Raw genomic sequence first — 16,118 nt, 5'->3', positions numbered from 1 at the left:
GTCAGCGCGCTGCGCCCCCTGTCTCAGGTCTCGAAACTGTGGGGGGCGACGACCTGCTCCATCAGGGCGTTGTCCCAGGTGCCTTCGACCTTGATGTGCGCCGCCGCGCCCAGCATGATGCCCTCGATCAGGTTGTGGTTGACGTAGGCGTACACGCCCGGTTGCTCGAAAGTGTACATCGCCGCCACGGCGCTGCCGCCCCGCACGAACCAGGTTTCCATGTTGCGCATCGGCGGGTCGGTGAAGGAGCTTTCCCAGACATAGGAGCCATGTCCACCGATCAGGTGTGGGCGCGAATCGCGGTTGGCCTGGTTGTGGACCATCAGCACGGTTTCACCGACCTTCGCCTTGATGGCGTTGTCGCCGGTCAGGGCACCCACGGACCCGTTGAACACCAGGTGAGTGGGGATCAGCGTACGCATGGCGTCGAGGCTGTCGGCATAATCGTCGCCCGCGTATTCATAGGTGCGGTAGTCGCCGTTTTCGTCTTTCGGCAGGTAGAAGTCCTGCTCGCCGAAATAGGCGATGCGGTCATAGCGCAGCGGGTTGCCGTCCTTGTCCTTTAGGCCGTCGCGGGGCAGTACCATGATGGCCCCGTTCATGCCGTGCGTGACGTGATAGGGGATCATGTCGCCGCCCGGCGCGCAGTGGTAGGTGAAGCAACCGGGCTTGGTCGCTTTCCAGCGCAGCACAACTTCCTCGCCCGGAAAGACGTGGGTCAGGCCACCGCCGCCCAGCGCGCCGGTCGACGCGTGGAAGTCGATGTTGTGTTCCAGCATGCTGGAGGCCGGGTTGCGGAGCGTCAGCTCCACCATGTCGCCTTCGTGCACGATGATCAGCGGACCGGGGACCGAGCCGTTATAGGTCAGCGCCCAGATTTCACCGCCGTTGTCTTCGTCGACGACCAGCAGGCGTTCCTCGGTTTCCAGCGCGATCTCCACGATCTTGGGCCCGCCAGTGGCAACCTGTTCGTGTTCCGGCGCGAAGGGCGGCGCGACAAGCTTCTGCCTCACGCGGGTATAGCCCGAAAGATCGGCGGGTTTGGCATTGACGGTGGTCTCTTGCTCTTCCGCCGCGTTGTAAAGATGGGCCGAGGCGGCATTGACGCCGCGAAGGCTGGGCGCATGCGGAGCCGCTTTGGCTCCGGCACCCGTCAAGGCGGCCGCTCCGGCAAGCAGGCTGCCGCGCAGGACGTTACGCCGGCTGGTCATCATGAGGCCGGGATTGATGAATTTGGTCATGGTTCCCTCCTTCGGGGCTTGGTTTTGGTTGGCGGGTGAAAGGTCCGCCGAACCGTCAGTTGGTTGCGAGATTGGCGAGTTGGGCCGTGAAGCGCTCCTTGGCTTTCGGCGGGACGCGGCCTGCGAGGAAATCCGCGGGCGCGTCGACGTCACCGACCGCGATGGTCAGCACCATGCCCATGGCGAAATGCGGCTTGCAGATCACGCCGTAGACGCCTTCAACGTCCAGCGTGACCTCGAACTCTTCGTTGATCTTGCCTTTGAAAGCCTCCACGCCTTCGGGCAGCATGCCCTTGTAGACCTCGGCGTTGTGGCCCTTGGTCGTGGCGATGAACCTGATCGTGTCGCCGGGCTTGGCGCGAACGAAGTCAGGTTCGAAAACCATGCGTTGCCCGTCGGACCCCTGGTTGAGCATCTGGACCTCGAAGGTGTCGGCACTGGCCGCGCCTCCCAAAAGGACAGCAAGGGCGAAACCGGATACAACCGTGCGAAACATGTCCGTTTTCCTTTTCGTTCGCGGTGATCGTCGAGGGCAAAATAGGGAACCCTCGATTTCGAACATTGCGCTGGGTCAAATTCGAATTCGATTTTCGAAAAGCCGGAATTGGGGAGGTAAAGAATTGAATTTACGGCAGATATCGCGGCAAGATCACGCGCATGACTGAAATGTCTCCGCGCAGGACCCTGCCGCGGCTGGATGAAAGCCTGCTGACGCACCTTCCGCCCTTCTCGAAACTCGACAGGCGCCAGATACGCACGATTCTCGATCAGGCGACGTCGCGGAGATACGACAAGGGCGTCGCGATCTTCGATGAAGGCGCGCCTGCGGAGCGGTTCTTCATGCTGCTTGACGGCTACGTGCGCGTGGTGCGCGTCACCATGACCGGAGAGCAGGTGACCGTCCTGCACATTCCCGCGGGCCAGCTTCTGGGCATCGCCAGGGCCATCGGCCGCGACAGGTATCCCGCAACGGCGATGACGGCGACCGAGTCGATCGTTCTAAGTTGGCCGACGCGGCTGTGGGACACGTTCGTGGCAGAGTATGACGGGTTCGCGACCCAGACCTACAAGACCGTCGGCGACCGCTTGGGCGAGGTCCACAACCGCGTCGTGGAAATGGCAACGCAGCAGGTCGAGCAACGGGTGGCGAATGCATTGCTGCGCCTGATCAACCAGACCGGACGCAAGGTTGCGGACGGGATCGAGATCGACTTTCCGATCACGCGACAGGACCTGTCGGAACTGACCGCCACCACCCTTCACACGGCCAGCCGCCTGCTTAGCGCGTGGGAGAAACAGGGCCTTGTCGAAAGCAAGCGCAGGCGTATCAAGGTGCTGGACCCCCACGCGCTTGTCCTGCTCTCCCAGCCCAAGCCCGACCTATGAGTCCAGGATCTCCCGCAGCTCGGCCATGAAGGCGTCCTCGTCCAGATCGTATTCCTCGCAGGCATCGACGACCGAGTGAAAAGGGCTCACAAGGCACCCGACGCACAACATCCGGCGCGCATTGAACACCGCGATGGTTTCCGGCCAGCGCGTCATCAGATCCGCCAGCGTCATGTCGGGATCGTCGGACTTTTTCTGTCGCATGGCCGCCTCCTGATGGGCCGAGTTTAAGGGCAAGGCACCGCGAAACGTTGTGCTGCCGCAAATTTCGACCCGGTGCGCCCCGCCCCTTTCTATTCCGCGGCCATGGCAGGACCCGATTTCAGCGCTTCGTCGGCCTCGTACTGGCTGAGAAAGACGCGCCCGGACAGGCGTTCGAGGAAGTCGGACCTTTGCAGCCGATCCAGCACCGGTCCCTTCACCTCGCTCAGATGCAGCCGGATGCCCGCGTCCTTCAGCCGGTGGTCGATCTGTTCGAGGCTTTCCAGAGCCGACGCGTCGATGAAGTTGATGGCGGAACACATCAGGACGACATCCCGGACATCGGGGTCGAGGGAGACCGCGTCGTTGATCGTGTCTTCGAGGAAGCGGGCATTGGGGAAATACAGGCTCTCATCCACCCTGATCGACAGGACGCCGGGCGTCGTGTCGACCGCGTGGCGATTGATGTTCCGGTAATGCTCGGTTCCCGGAACCCTGCCCACGATTGCGAAATGCGGGCGGGAGGTGCGTTTGAGGTGCAGCGCGAGCGACGCGAGGACGCCGATCGCGATGCCGATTTCGACCCCAAGGGCGAGCGTGCCGAGGATGGTGCCCAGCATCGCGGCAAAGTCGCTTTTGGAATAGGTCCATGTCCGCCTGATCGTCTCAAGGTCCACAAGCGACAGGACCGCGACGATGATGGTCGCCGCCAGCGTTGCCTTGGGCAGGAAGAACAGGGCGGGCGTCAGGAAAACCGTGGCAAGCGCGATGCCCACGGCGGTAAAGGCCCCCGCCGCCGGCGTTCTTGCCCCGGCGTCGAAGTTCACGATCGAGCGGGAGAAACCACCGGTCACCGGAAACCCGCCGGACATGGCAGAGCCGATATTCGCGGCGCCAAGGGCAACCAGTTCCTGGTCGGGGTCGATGCGTTCGCGCCGTTTGGCGGCAAGCGTCTGCGCGACCGAAATCGTTTCGACATATCCCACGATGCCGATCATCAGCGCGGGCAGGAAAAGTGTGCCCCATAGTTCCGCATCGAATGTCGGGAGCGCCGGTGTCGGCAGGCCACGCGGAACGTCCCCGACGATGGCGACACCCGCCGATTGCAGGCCAAGCAGGTAGACCGCCAGCGTCGTCGCGACCACCGCAACGACCGGGGCGGCCTTCGACAGGCTGGCAGCCAGCGATGGCGACAGGCCCGCACGCGCGAGCAACGGCGCCAGTGCGCGCCGCGCCCAGAACAGGAACGCCGCTGCGCCGCCACCAATTGCGAGGGTGGCGAGGTTGGTACCGGACAGGCCACCGACAAGGCTCGCAACCTGTTCGACCAAGTTATGGCCCGAGACGTCGATCCCGAGGATGTGTTTCAACTGCCCCACCGCGATGATCAGCGCGCTGGCGGTGATAAAGCCCGAGATGACGGGATGGCTCAGGAAGTTGGCGAGAAAGCCCAGCCGGGCCAGCCCCATCGCTACCAGCACGAGCCCCGAAATCAACGCTAGCACGATGGCCGCGCCCAGGTATTCGGGCGTGCCTTTCGCGACCAGCTCGCCGATGGCCGACGCCGTCATCAGCGACGCCACCGCAACCGGCCCGACGGCCAGCGTCATCGACGTCCCGAAGATCGCGTAGATGACCAGCGGCGCGATCGAGGCATAAAGCCCGACTTCCGGCGGCAGTCCGGCCAGCAGCGCATAGGCCAGCGATTGCGGGATCAGCATGATGGTCACGATCACCGCGGCGATGGCATCTGCCGCGAACGTGTCGCGATTGTAGGACGGTGCCCATCCGAGAATGGGAAAGTAGCGCGATACCATCGCGGGCCTCGATTTTTCGGGGTGAAGTCGGGTTGAGGCGGCTGGCTGGCAGCCGCGCTCGATTGCGTTCGGCTAGGTCTGGCCGGCGTCCGCCTGCGTCAGCAGCCACGCGTTCGTCGCGCGCGCGCCAGACCGGCAATAGGCGAAAACCTTCGCGCCCGGTCGGGCGACCACCCGTGCCAGCTTTTCCGCCTCTTCGGCGAACGGCTCACCCGGCGTGATCGGATGGTAGTGAAACGCCATCCCCAGACCTTCGGCGGTGACCGCCATCTGCGTGGACGGCGTGTCTTCGGGATGCTCTTCGTCTGGCCGGTTGCAGACGATGTCGGTGAAGCCCGCTTGCGCGAGATCGGACAGGTCGTCTTCTGTGATTTGCGGCCCGACAGACAGGTTCGGGGCGATCTGGATCATGTCCATGTTCACCTCATGCCATTGAGTTGCGAAAGTGTCTGGCCGGGACGGCCAGCAGCATGCCGCCGATCATCGAGCCGACGAACAGCAGGCCCTCCCACCCGCCGAACGAAAGGGCGGCAAAGGACGGTCCGGGGCAAAGCCCCGCAAGACCCCAGCCCGCGCCGAAAATCATCGAACCGACGGCAAGGTCGGTCGTGACCTTCTGCTCCAGCGGCAGGGGGAACGTCCCGCCCGCCACGGGCGCCTTGCGGTATTCAGAGACGCGCCACGCGATGGCCATGGGGATGATGGCACCACCCAGAACGAAGGCCAGCGTCGGATCCCAGTCACCAAATATGTCGAGCCATCCCTGGACCCGGTTGGTATCCACCATGCCCGAGATCAAAAGCCCAATACCGAACAGCGCACCGCTCGTAGCCGCGATAAGTCCACGCATCAGATCACTCCCAGCACATGTTTGAACAGAAGGACGCTCACACCGCCCGCGAAGAGGTAGAACACCGTCGCGGCAATGCCCCGAAGCGACAGGCGTGAAATCCCGCACACCCCGTGACCGCTGGTGCAGCCGTTGGCGAGCCGCGCGCCGAACCCCACCAGCAGACCGGCCGTGATCAGCACGACCGGGTTGGAGGTGATGTTGGTGCGCGCCTCGATATCGAGGAGCGTGACCGCCAGCCACGGCGCCGCGACGAGGCTGGCGATGAACAGGGCCCGGTCCCGCCATTCGGCACGGCCCGAGCCATCGACAAGGCCGCCGATGACTCCGCTGGCGCCCATGATGCGCCCGTTGCCCAGAAGGTAGACCGCTCCGGCCAAACCGATGATCAGGCCACCGATCAGCCCGTAGATATAGCTTGCGTCAATCATCGTATCAGAGCCTGTTGACCGGAACCTTGAAGTAGACGTTGCCGTCGTCCTCGGCCGGTGGCATCTGCCCCGCCCGCATGTTCACCTGCAGCGACGGCAGGATGAGCCGTGGCATGCCCAGTTCGGCATCCCGCTTGGTGCGCATGGCGACGAATTCCTTTTCGACGCGCCCGTGTCCCACGTGCTTGTTGAACTCCTTCTGCGCGCCGATGGTGGTTTCCCACTCGAATTCGTCGCGGCCCGGTGCCTTGTAGTCGTGTCCGACGAAGACGCGAGTGTCGTCCGGCAGGGTAAAAAGTTTCTGGATCGACGCGTAAAGCGTTTCCGCCGACCCGCCGGGGAAGTCCGCGCGGGCGGTGCCGAAATCGGGCATGAACAGCGTGTCCCCGACAAAGGCCGCGTCTTCGATCACGTAGGTCAGGCACGCGGGCGTGTGCCCCGGCGTGTGCAGCACCTTCGCGTGCATGTTCCCGACCGAGAAGGTGTCGCCTTCCTCGAACAGCCTGTCGAACTGGCTGCCGTCGCGCTGGAACTCGGTCCCGGCGTTGAAGACCTTGCCGAACGTGTCCTGAACGACGGTGATCTTCTCGCCGATGCCGATCTTGCCGCCAAGCTGCTCTTGCAGGTAGGGGGCCGCGCTCAGGTGATCGGCGTGCACATGCGTTTCGAGGATCCAGTCGACCGTCAGGTCGTTGTCGCGAACGAAGTCGACGATCCGGTCCGCCGACCGGAAGTCGGTGCGGCCAGAGGCATAGTCGAAATCGAGAACGGAATCGATGATCGCGCATCGCTTGGTGTCCGGGTCCGTGACGACGAACGACGCCGTGAAGGTGTCTTCATCAAAGAACGGTGTGACTTGGGGATTCATTGCGTTTCTCCAACTGATCTGCACCCCACATATTATAAAAACATAATATGTCAACATACGCCGGGGAGAAATATTAAAAAAGTTGAATATTTCTTGCCAGGGCCTATATCGAACGCGGCAATGAAAGGGATCTTGGCCGTGAATGTTCAGATTGATCTGCCTGACGACGCGCTGGCCGCCTTCACCGAAGGCGGTTCTGACGCGCCGGAACAGGCTGCCCGATTCCTGAAATCACTGGCCCACCGGGACCGGCTGAAGATCCTGTGCGGGCTCTTGCATGAAGAGCAACCGGTCGCCGCGATCGAAGCGATGGTCGGTGCCAGCCAGTCGGCGGTGTCGCAGCACCTCGCGCGGTTGAAGGCCGAAGGAATCCTGTCCGCCCGGCGCGATGGCCGGCAGGTCTATTATGCCATCTCCGACCCTATGGTCCGGGACCTGATCGAGTTACTGTACCAAAGGTTCTGCGCGCCCGAGTGATGCGCCCGCCGGCTTCGGCGACCGCAACGCCCGAAGCGCGTTCAGGATGGCCGCCACGTCGATCACCTCCTGGAATACCGCCCCCTGCACCGGTGTCAGGTATCCGAAGGCGGCCGCAATCATCCCCGCAACGGACAGCCCGACACCTAGCGCGACGCTTTGAAAGGCGATGGCGCGGGCGCGTTGCGACGCCCGCAGCGCGTTTCCAAGGGCCGAGATACGGTCCACCAGCAGCACCGCGTCCGCCGTTTCCGCCGTGGCCGCCGCGCCGCGAACGCCCATGGCGACGCCGACATCGGCAATCGCCAGCGCAGGGGCGTCGTTCACGCCGTCACCGATCATCATCGTCGGGGCCAAGCGACTTTCGCTTGCCACCAGTTCGGATTTTTCCTCGGGCGTCATCTCCGCGTGAACCGCGTCAACGGGCAGGCCCCGCGTCAACTGTTCGGCGACGGCGCGCTTGTCACCGGTGGCAACGACGATCCGTGAAATCCCGGCGCGGCGAAAGGTGCCAAGCAGCCCCTGCACGTCGTCACGCAGGGCATCCTGCAACTGCATTGCCCCGACGATCCGTCCATCGACCGCAACGGCAACGCCGTCTTGCGGCGGCGTGCCCGCCGCACGGGCACCGACAAAGGCAGGCTGCCCCACGACAACCTCATGCCCCCCGACCATTCCGGTCAGCCCCTCGCCCGCGGTTTCGACCACGTTCCGCGGGCTTTCCAAGGCCAGGCCATCGGCCATCGCCGCCTTGCAGATCCGGGCCGCGATCGGGTGGGTGGAGGCCTGTTCGAGGCTCGCCGCAAGCTGCAATATCCGTGCCCCGTCCATCCCGCCGGTCGTCGTGATCCCGGTAAGCCGCGCTTCGCCATGGGTCAGCGTGCCGGTCTTGTCCATGACGACGGTCCTGAGCCCCGCCATCCGTTCCAGCACCTTGCCGCCCTTTATCAGCACGCCAGACCCCGCGGCCCGCGAAAGCCCCGCCGACAGGGCGACCGGGACTGCCAGGATCAGGGGGCATGGCGTGGCCACCACGAGGACGGCTACCGCGCGGATCGGATCGCCGGTCAACGCCCACGCCGCGCCCGTGATCGCCAGCGTCACGGCAAGGAAAGCCATCGCGTAGCGGTCGGCCATCCTTGCCATCGGGGCCTTCGATGCCTGCGCGGCCTTCACCAGCCGGACGATCCCGGCATAGGTGCTGTCGGCCGCGGCTTTCGAGGCAACCAGCACGAAGGCATCGCCGACATTGACGCTACCGCTCATCGCGGACGCGCCATCTGCATGGCGGACGGGCACGGATTCCCCGGTCAGCGAACTTTCGTCCAGAACGGCCGTGCCCGAAACCTGTCCGTCCACCGGCACGACGTCGCCCGCGCGGATCAACAGGTGGTCGCCCGGTTGCACGGCATCGATGGGCGTTTCCACCAGCCCGTCACCCTGCTGGCGCATCACGGTTTTCGGCACGCGTGCCAACAGCGCCGTCATTTCGCGCGAGGCGCGCCCGTCGGCATAGGATTCCAGGTACTGGCCTCCGGTATACATTAGCGCGACGATGGCCGCCGCCGTGTATTCGCCGAAAACCAGCGCGGCGGTCATGGAAAGCGCCGCGACCACGTCCAGCCCCACATCGCCCGCCACGAGGCTGGTGACAATCTCCCAGACCAGCGCGGCGAGCACCGGCACGGCAGCAACAACATAGCTGGCGGTCGCAAGAAGGGGATCATCCAGCGCGTACTGGAACACCAATCCACCGACGAGACCAGAGACGGCGACAACCAGAAGTGCGAATCTCATTCCGACGATCCCTTAGAGGCCACGCCCGTTGATCGCATCGGCGCGGTACATGACAGGCCCAGCATGGCCTTTCCGGGGAAGATTGGAAATCCGCCGTTTTTGCAGGATTGGAGCTCAGTCGATCCGCGTCGCCTCGTCCTTGACCCGCCGGATCGGGATCGAGCTTTCCAGCGAGGCGACACCGGGCAGCTTGGTCAGCTTGCCCGTCAGGAATTGTTCGAATTCGTGCAGGTCGCGGACGACGATCCTCAAAAGGTAGTCGAACGTGCCGGTCATCAGCCAGCAATCCACGACCTCGGGGAACACCCGCACGTTGCGCTCGAAATTTTGCAACCTGTCGTCGACCTGCTGGTCGAGCTTGACGGATACGAACACCGACACTTCGAAGCCCAGCTTGGCCTCGTTGATCCGCGCGGAATAGCCGGTGATGATGCCGTCGGCCTCAAGCCGCCGGATCCGGCGCGCGCAGGGGGTCGGCGAAAGCCCCACCTGTTCGCTGAGCTGCTGGTGGGTCAATCGCGCGTCTTTCCGAAGCGCCGCCAGAATTTTCAGGTCAATCGCGTCCATGTCGCCCCAATCCTAGAGAATTTCCCCAAGTATAAGGAAATTCGTGAAGGAAAGCGCCAAAACTATAGTGATCCGTAGAGAGTTCGCTCAGTTTCCCCAACCGTGACGGTGCAGGCTTCGCGCGAACAGCGAAAGAGCATCCCATGACCGACACGGCCCTTCATCTGACGCACCTGAAAACCATCGAACAACGCCTGCTGTGGCTGTCGCACTGGATGATCCACAACGCCAATCACCTGCGCCCGAACGAGGACGGCATCAAGGTGGGTGGGCATCAGGCGAGTTCGGCCTCGATGGTGTCGATCATGACGGCGCTTTATTTCTCGGCCCTGCGGCCCGAAGACCGGGTGGCGGTCAAGCCGCATGCGAGCCCGGTCTTCCACGCCATGCAGTATCTGATGGGCAACGTGGATCGGGCGCGGATGGAGAATTTTCGCGGGCTGGGCGGCGTGCAGCCTTATCCCAGCCGCACGAAGGACGTGGATGACGTGGATTTCTCCACCGGGTCGGTGGGGCTTGGGGTTGCGATCACCTCGCTTGCGTCGATGGTGCAGGATTTCATCACGGCCAAGGCGTGGGGCGCGGACGTGCCGCTGGGGCGGATGGTGGCGCTTGTGGGTGACGCAGAGCTGGACGAGGGCAACATATACGAGGCGTTGCAGGAAGGCTGGAAGAACGACCTGCGGAACTGCTGGTGGATCATCGATTACAACCGCCAGTCGCTTGACGGCATCGTGCGCGAAGGGCTGTTCGAGCGGGTCGAGAAGATCTTTGACGCGTTCGGCTGGCAGGTCGTGCGGGTCAAGTACGGCGCGTTGCAGCGGGCCGCGTTCAAAGAGCCGGGTGGCGATGCGTTGCGCGACTGGATCGATAACTGCCCGAACCAGACCTATTCGGCCCTGACCTATCAGGGCGGCGCGGTCTGGCGGCAGCGCCTGATGGACGATCTGGGTGATCAGGGGCCGGTCACGGCACTGATCGACGCGCGCAGCGATGACGAGCTTGCCGCCCTGATGGAGAACCTTGGCGGCAACTGCGTGGAGACGATGGCAGAGACCTTTGCCAGCATCGACCACGACCAGCCCGTCTGTTTCCTCGCCTACACGATCAAGGGTTGGGGCACGCCCATCGCGGGCCACAAGGACAACCACGGCGGCCTGATGACCAAGGCCCAGATGGCCGCGTGGCAGCGTGACATGGGCGTCCCGGAAGGGCAGGAATGGGAGCCGTTTGCAACGATCACCGACAAGGCCGCCTTTCAGGACGCGCTGGAGGCCGCGCCGTTCTTTGCCAAGGGTCGGCGCAGGTACGACGACGCCAAACTGCCCGTTCCGCGGATCGAGATTGCCACGGATCGGGAGATTTCGACGCAGGCGGCGTTCGGAAAGATCATGGATGGTCTGGCCAAGGGCGACGGGCCGCTAGCGGAGCGTATCCTGACGACCTCACCCGACGTGACAGGCACGACAAGCCTTGGCCCTTGGGTGAACCGCCGCAAGCTGTTTGCCCGGCAAGAGATGGCCGACGCCTTCATCGAACACCGCATCCCGTCGACCGCGAAGTGGAATTTTGCGCCCGAAGGCCAGCATCTGGAACTGGGCATTGCCGAGATGAACCTGTTCCTGCTGCTGGGGGCAGCAGGCCTGTCACATGCGCTGTTCGGCAAGCGGATCATTCCCATCGGGACGGTCTATGACCCGTTCGTGCATCGCGGCCTCGATGCGTTGAACTACGCCTGTTACCAGGATGCGCGGTTCATGATCGTCGGCACGCCGTCCGGCGTCACTCTGGCGCCCGAAGGTGGGGCGCACCAATCCATCGGGACGCCCCTGACGGGGATGGCGCAAGACGGCCTTGCGAGTTTCGAGCCTGCTTTCGCGGACGAGTTGGCCGTTATCATGGAATGGGCCTTCGACTATCTGCAACGCGAGGGCGGCGACGATCCCGACGAACGCACGTGGTTGCGGGATGAAACCGGCGGGTCCGTTTACCTGCGGCTGACGACCGCGCCACTGGAACAGCCCGGCAAGCGGCAGGACGATGCCTTCCGGCAGGGGGCCATCGACGGGGCCTATTGGTTGCGGGAGCCGGGGCCGAACTGCGATGTCGTGATCGCCTATCAGGGCGCGGTCGCGCAGGAAGCCATCGCGGCAGCGGGGCAACTGGCCGAAGCGCGGCGCGACGTGGGCGTTCTTGCCGTCACCTCCGCCGACCGGTTGAACGCGGGCTGGACGGCGGCACAACGGGCGCGGGCACGGGGGAACCCCGCCGCCCGGTCACATATCGAAACGCTGCTTGGCGTGTTGCCCGCCACCTGTTCCATCGTGACCGTCATCGACGGGCACCCGGCCACGCTTGCGTGGCTTGGGGCGGTCGCGGGTCATCGCGCGATCTCGCTGGGCGTGGAGCATTTCGGCCAAACCGGCAGCATCGGGGACCTTTACCGCCATTTCGGCATCGACCGGACCGGCATCCTTGCGGCCGTTGACGGGCTGACGACAGGCCGCCCGGTCGACTTTCGCTCCATCGGCTGACCGGCGCATGGGAGGCAGGACAACCGCGATAGGCCGTGTTACGCGCTCGTTCGCGCAAGATGTCCGGATTGGGTGGTGCCGCTGAAGGGACTCGAACCCCCGACCCCATCATTACGAATGACGTGCTCTACCAGCTGAGCTACAGCGGCCCCGTGGCGCCGCGATATAGCGGCGCCACGCGCGGGTGAAAAGCGTTATTTGGTCTCGTCAGCCTCTTTGACGATCTCGCCGTCCACGGCTTCGATGATCTCCGCCTCCGGAACCGTCAGTTCGTCGGGCTTGTCATCAGTGGCGCCCACGATCAGCGGCAGCATTTCCACGCCAGTGGGCGTGGCGACTTCCTGCTTGGTGGGCGCTTTCCAAGTCAGCGTGTCCAGACCGTCGCAATTGGGGCAGGTGGCGGTCCATTCCGGTACGACCGCATGGCAATTGTCGCACACCCATTGCGGGCCGCGCGGTGCGGCGATGGCACGGGCCAGCCAGCCCTTTACGATCTCGTCCGACGCACCTTCGCCGCGTTCGATCGCGGCCATGATGGTCAGGACGCGGGCATCTGGTTCCTGCTCGGCCAGGTCGCCGATGGCCTTGCGGGCGGCGGGAAAATCCTCTGCCGCGATGTTCAGCTCGGCGGTCAGCAGGCGCGACTCGCGGTGATTGGGGGCAAGACGGGTCAGGGCCTGGAACCGCTTCAGGCGCGCCTGCGCGGTTTCGTCCGGTTCGATCTCGGCAAAGGCGGCGGCGAGCGACGGGTGCGGTTGCGCTTCCCACGCTTTCTTGAGAACCCGCGTCGCATAACGCTTCTTGTCCTGCGCGATATAGGTCCGGGCCGCCATGATCGCGGCGGGGATCAGGTCGGGCGACAGGCGGTTCGCCTCGATCGCCGTTTCGCGGGCGTCGATCGATGCCTCGTCGTCGCCCAGCAGCGTCGTGGCCTGGCTCAGCGCCAGCACCGCTTCGCGGCGGCGGTGCACGTCGCGCGGCATGGTGCCCGATTTCAGCTTGGCATCCAGCGTCTTGCGCGCACCGGTCCAGTCATGCGCCTTGGTCTGCAATTGCAGCAGAACGTCCTGCGTCTCTTCATGGCGCGGCTTCAGGGCAAAGGCCTTTTGCGCCAGCTTCAGCGCCGTTTCGGTATCCCCGGCAGCGAGCTTTTGCTTCATGATCCCGCGCACGCCGACGAACCGCGTCGCGTCGTTCTGCAGAAGGCGTTTATAGGTCTCTTCGGCCCGCGCCCGGTCGCCTGCCATCTCGGCGGCTTGCGCGGTCACAAGGTCCGTCAGTTCCGGGCGTTGCAGGTACTTCTCGGCCCGCGCGGCCTTGGACATGGCCAACCGCCCCTCGCCCGAGGCCAGCGCCATCAGTCCTTCGCTCAACGCCTGGTAGCCGCGACGTTCGCGATTGCGGTCGAAATAGCGCGAAATCGCAGTTTCGTCCCCGTTCAGGAAGCGCACCAGCGCCACGAGGAACGACACGACCTTCAGCACCACCCACAACAACACGACCAGCACGATCAGCGCGATGACGGATTGCAGGGCCGACAGCGGGTATTCCGTTCCGGCGAAGGTGATCATCAGGCCGTCGCCACGGCCCATCAGCCAGGTCGCGACAAGCGTCAGAAGCGCGACAAGCGAGATGAAAAACAGGATCTTGATCAGAGACCACAGCATGATGCAGGTCCTTCCAGGGTCAATTCAGGCGCGCTGCAACGTCGGCAGCGGCGGATATGGCGGCAAGGCGGGCGCGCGCGGCGTCTTCCCACTGGGCAAGTTCGGCGCGGGAGGAGGCGGGCAGCGCCTCGATCTCGGTCAGGGCCTTGTCGAGCGCGTCGACCTTCACCGCGGCTTCGGCGCGGGACAGGATCGCATCGACGGAATTGCCTTCCTGCGGCGTGACGGACCGGGCGCCGACCTGCGCTTGCAGGTAGTTCAGGAACCCTTCGCCATCACCGCTTTCCCCGGCAGAGCGGGCCGCACGCAACGCGGCGCGGGCGGCATCGGGATAATCGGCTTGCAGCGCGGCAAGCGTCGCCACCCCGTCCTCGGCCACCGCCGACAAGGCCGATGGCACATCGACGCCACCCGCTTCGGACAGGTCGGTCAGGGCGTCGTCGAACGGGGTACCGCTATCGAGCGCGAGTTGCACGCGGGCCAGCGCTTCGCTTGCCGCGGCGGCCTTGGCCTCGGCCAAGGCGCGTTCCTCCATCTGGCTCGCCTCCTCGGCGATGCGGGCGACTTCGGCCTTTTGCTGGGCCAGAAGCTCCTCGATCGCGCCGCGTTCGGCGGCCATGGCGGCCTGAAGGTCGGCCAGTTCCTTTTCATAGGCCGCGATGGCCTCGCGCGAGACGTTGTCGGCAATCGGCTTCTTTTCGAGCGTCGTCAGGCGGCTTTCGATGTCGTCCAGCCGCTGGCCGAGCGTGGCAAAGGTTTCGGTCGCGGCTGCCAACTGGTCGGTCAGCGCGGCGCGGGCCGATGCCTCGCCGGCGATCTGCGCGGCGGCTGCCTCGGACGCGTCCGACAGGGGTGTCAGGTCGATTGCGGCAACGGCCTCTGCCGCGCCGGTCGCGATGGACTGGGTGTCGCTGACGCGGTCGGACAGGTCGGACAGGGCCTGTGATTGTGCGTCAAGCTGGCCCTGCACATCGCCGGATTGCTGGAACAGGTCATAATACGACGCGGCATAGCCAAGCCCGGCCGCGACGATGCCGCCAAGCACCAGCGGGACGAACCCGCCCCGCTTTTCCACCACGACCTTTTCGACCGTCGCGGGCGGGGGCGGAGGCGGCGGTACGCTATCCTCCGTGGCCATCGATGCGGTGTCTGCAATCGTGTCGGATGCATCCGCCGCTGCCGGGGGCGCATCGGCCGCGTCATTCAGCTTTTCGGCTTCCTCGGGGTCGGGTTCGGGCGTCTCGATGTCCGCGGACGTGTCGTCGCCGGCTTCCGCGACAGGGGTGTCGGGCGCGGGCGTCTCCTCGACGATCTCGGCATCGATGATGTCGGATGCGGGTGTCGTATCCGCGGTGTTCGCCGCCTCGACCGTGTCCGCGTCGGCGGCCCTGGTCGTGCGCGTCGCCCGCGGTTTCGCCGGCGACTTGCCCTTGGAAGTGGATGCGCCGGAAGTCGATTTCGCCACGCTACAGAACCTTTCGAATCTCGTGCCGCGCGCTGCGGCCCTACCAAGTTTAATGTGGCCCCCTGACCCTCTCAAGCAAGTAGCCGCCGGATCCTGTCAACCAGCGTTGTCAGCATGCCCTCAAGGTCAGGCGAGGAACTGGTATCCAACGTCGCCCAACCCGGTTCGGTTGCGGCCCTTGCCACAGCCGGGCTCAACGCGACGCCGTGAACCGGCGCCGAACCGGTCCAGACCTCGGCAAGATGCATCGCGGCGCGGGGGGAAAACAGGGGAATGACAACCGGTTGGTTCCCCGTTGCCACCGCCTGTACGGCGGTCGGCAAGGGCAGGGAAACCTGTTCGTAAACCACGTGTTCCCGTGCCTCGATGCCGCGATCCGAAAGGGTTTTCGCGATGTTGCCACGGGCGTGTTGTCCGCGGAGATGCAGGACCGGCGCCTGTGGCGGCGCCTTTTCCAGCCGCTCCAGCAGGTCCTCGGCGTCGCGTGCGGTTGTCTGCACGTCGAAACCGGCATCGCGCGCGGCCTCTGCCGTGCGGGCGCCGACCACGTGGCAGGGCAGGCGTCTGCCCAAAAAACAGGCAACAGCGGCAGCGACACCATGCCGCGACGTGAAAACCAGCGATCCGGCGTCGTCGGTGTCGATCGCGTCGGACAGGTACCGGATGTCCAGAAGCGGCGCGTCGACGATGTCGACCCGCGTGCGGATGTCCGCCGGAAGCGCCTCTGTCAGGCGCGCATTGTCGGCGCCCTGACGGGTCAGCAGCAGAACGGGGCGGTGGATTGACGGGATTGTTTGCACAGCGTCCCAGTGGTAGC

The 16,118-nt window shown here is 64.7% G+C and carries 16 protein-coding genes and 1 tRNA gene; 3 read left to right on the top strand and 14 right to left on the bottom strand.

Annotated elements, in window-relative coordinates:
• Nucleotides 1-23: 23 nt before the first annotated feature.
• Nucleotides 24-1,241, bottom strand: coding sequence for a copper-containing nitrite reductase (nirK, locus tag ATO11_RS10590; RefSeq protein ID WP_050530841.1), 1,218 nt, complete (start codon nucleotides 1,239-1,241; stop codon nucleotides 24-26).
• A 55-nt stretch (nucleotides 1,242-1,296) separates the two neighbouring features.
• The gene (locus ATO11_RS10585) at nucleotides 1,297-1,737 is read right to left on the bottom strand and encodes a pseudoazurin (RefSeq protein ID WP_050530840.1); all 441 of its coding nucleotides are present in this window, start codon (nucleotides 1,735-1,737) and stop codon (nucleotides 1,297-1,299) included.
• 161 nt (nucleotides 1,738-1,898) lie between these two features.
• Between ATO11_RS10585 and ATO11_RS10580 the strand changes: the two genes are divergently transcribed.
• Entirely contained in the window at nucleotides 1,899-2,627 is a 729-nt protein-coding gene (locus ATO11_RS10580) for a Crp/Fnr family transcriptional regulator (RefSeq protein ID WP_242601400.1), read from the top strand.
• On the opposite strand, the gene ATO11_RS10575 is transcribed toward ATO11_RS10580, so the two are convergent.
• The 6 genes from ATO11_RS10575 to ATO11_RS10550 form a co-directional block, all read right to left on the bottom strand.
• Nucleotides 2,622-2,831: a DUF1858 domain-containing protein gene (locus tag ATO11_RS10575; RefSeq protein ID WP_050530838.1), complete on the bottom strand. Its 210-nt coding sequence runs from the start codon at nucleotides 2,829-2,831 to the stop codon at nucleotides 2,622-2,624. The two genes, ATO11_RS10580 and ATO11_RS10575, sit on opposite strands and share 6 nt — an antisense overlap.
• Before the next feature lie 89 nt (nucleotides 2,832-2,920).
• Nucleotides 2,921-4,645 (bottom strand): SulP family inorganic anion transporter, encoded by a 1,725-nt coding sequence (locus ATO11_RS10570; RefSeq protein ID WP_050530837.1) that lies wholly within the window; start codon nucleotides 4,643-4,645, stop codon nucleotides 2,921-2,923.
• A 72-nt stretch (nucleotides 4,646-4,717) separates the two neighbouring features.
• Entirely contained in the window at nucleotides 4,718-5,056 is a 339-nt protein-coding gene (locus ATO11_RS10565) for a protein tyrosine phosphatase family protein (RefSeq protein ID WP_165586954.1), read from the bottom strand.
• Nucleotides 5,057-5,069: 13 nt separating this feature from the next.
• The gene (locus ATO11_RS10560; protein WP_050530835.1) at nucleotides 5,070-5,495 is read right to left on the bottom strand and encodes a DUF6691 family protein; all 426 of its coding nucleotides are present in this window, start codon (nucleotides 5,493-5,495) and stop codon (nucleotides 5,070-5,072) included.
• A complete protein-coding gene (locus tag ATO11_RS10555) occupies nucleotides 5,495-5,926 on the bottom strand; it encodes a YeeE/YedE family protein (protein WP_050530834.1) in 432 nt (143 codons plus the stop codon). The genes ATO11_RS10560 and ATO11_RS10555 overlap by 1 nt, the downstream gene beginning before the upstream one ends.
• A 4-nt stretch (nucleotides 5,927-5,930) precedes the next feature.
• Entirely contained in the window at nucleotides 5,931-6,794 is an 864-nt protein-coding gene (locus tag ATO11_RS10550; RefSeq protein WP_050530833.1) for an MBL fold metallo-hydrolase, read from the bottom strand.
• A gap of 138 nt (nucleotides 6,795-6,932) precedes the next feature.
• On the opposite strand from ATO11_RS10550, the gene ATO11_RS10545 reads away from it, so the two are divergent.
• Nucleotides 6,933-7,271 carry an ArsR/SmtB family transcription factor gene (locus tag ATO11_RS10545; protein ID WP_242601399.1) on the top strand — a complete coding sequence of 113 codons (339 nt, stop codon included), beginning with the start codon at nucleotides 6,933-6,935 and terminating at the stop codon, nucleotides 7,269-7,271.
• Here the strand turns inward: ATO11_RS10545 and ATO11_RS10540 are convergent.
• Complete coding sequence (locus tag ATO11_RS10540) at nucleotides 7,239-9,068, bottom strand: heavy metal translocating P-type ATPase (RefSeq protein WP_050530832.1); 1,830 nt, start codon at nucleotides 9,066-9,068, stop codon at nucleotides 7,239-7,241. The genes ATO11_RS10545 and ATO11_RS10540 overlap by 33 nt on opposite strands.
• Nucleotides 9,069-9,182: 114 nt before the next feature.
• Nucleotides 9,183-9,635 (bottom strand): Lrp/AsnC family transcriptional regulator, encoded by a 453-nt coding sequence (locus ATO11_RS10535; protein WP_050530831.1) that lies wholly within the window; start codon nucleotides 9,633-9,635, stop codon nucleotides 9,183-9,185.
• Between the two features lie 143 nt (nucleotides 9,636-9,778).
• Between ATO11_RS10535 and ATO11_RS10530 the strand changes: the two genes are divergently transcribed.
• The gene (locus ATO11_RS10530; protein ID WP_050530830.1) at nucleotides 9,779-12,169 is read left to right on the top strand and encodes a transketolase-like TK C-terminal-containing protein; all 2,391 of its coding nucleotides are present in this window, start codon (nucleotides 9,779-9,781) and stop codon (nucleotides 12,167-12,169) included.
• 73 nt (nucleotides 12,170-12,242) lie between these two features.
• On the opposite strand, the gene ATO11_RS10525 is transcribed toward ATO11_RS10530, so the two are convergent.
• The 4 genes from ATO11_RS10525 to ATO11_RS10510 all read right to left on the bottom strand — a co-directional run bounded on the left by ATO11_RS10525 (nucleotide 12,243) and on the right by ATO11_RS10510 (nucleotide 16,101).
• Nucleotides 12,243-12,318: transfer RNA gene (locus tag ATO11_RS10525), tRNA-Thr, on the bottom strand.
• 45 nt (nucleotides 12,319-12,363) lie between these two features.
• Nucleotides 12,364-13,836 (bottom strand): heme biosynthesis protein HemY, encoded by a 1,473-nt coding sequence (locus ATO11_RS10520; protein ID WP_050530829.1) that lies wholly within the window; start codon nucleotides 13,834-13,836, stop codon nucleotides 12,364-12,366.
• Nucleotides 13,837-13,855: 19 nt separating this feature from the next.
• Complete coding sequence (locus ATO11_RS10515; RefSeq protein WP_050530828.1) at nucleotides 13,856-15,301, bottom strand: COG4223 family protein; 1,446 nt, start codon at nucleotides 15,299-15,301, stop codon at nucleotides 13,856-13,858.
• A gap of 71 nt (nucleotides 15,302-15,372) precedes the next feature.
• Complete coding sequence (locus ATO11_RS10510; RefSeq protein WP_050530827.1) at nucleotides 15,373-16,101, bottom strand: uroporphyrinogen-III synthase; 729 nt, start codon at nucleotides 16,099-16,101, stop codon at nucleotides 15,373-15,375.
• Nucleotides 16,102-16,118 lie beyond the last annotated feature (17 nt).

Origin of the sequence: Pseudaestuariivita atlantica (assembly GCF_001205715.1) — a bacterium.
Classification (GTDB): Bacteria; Pseudomonadota; Alphaproteobacteria; order Rhodobacterales; family Rhodobacteraceae; genus Pseudaestuariivita; species Pseudaestuariivita atlantica.
This window is presented reverse-complemented; position numbering and strand designations above follow the sequence as displayed.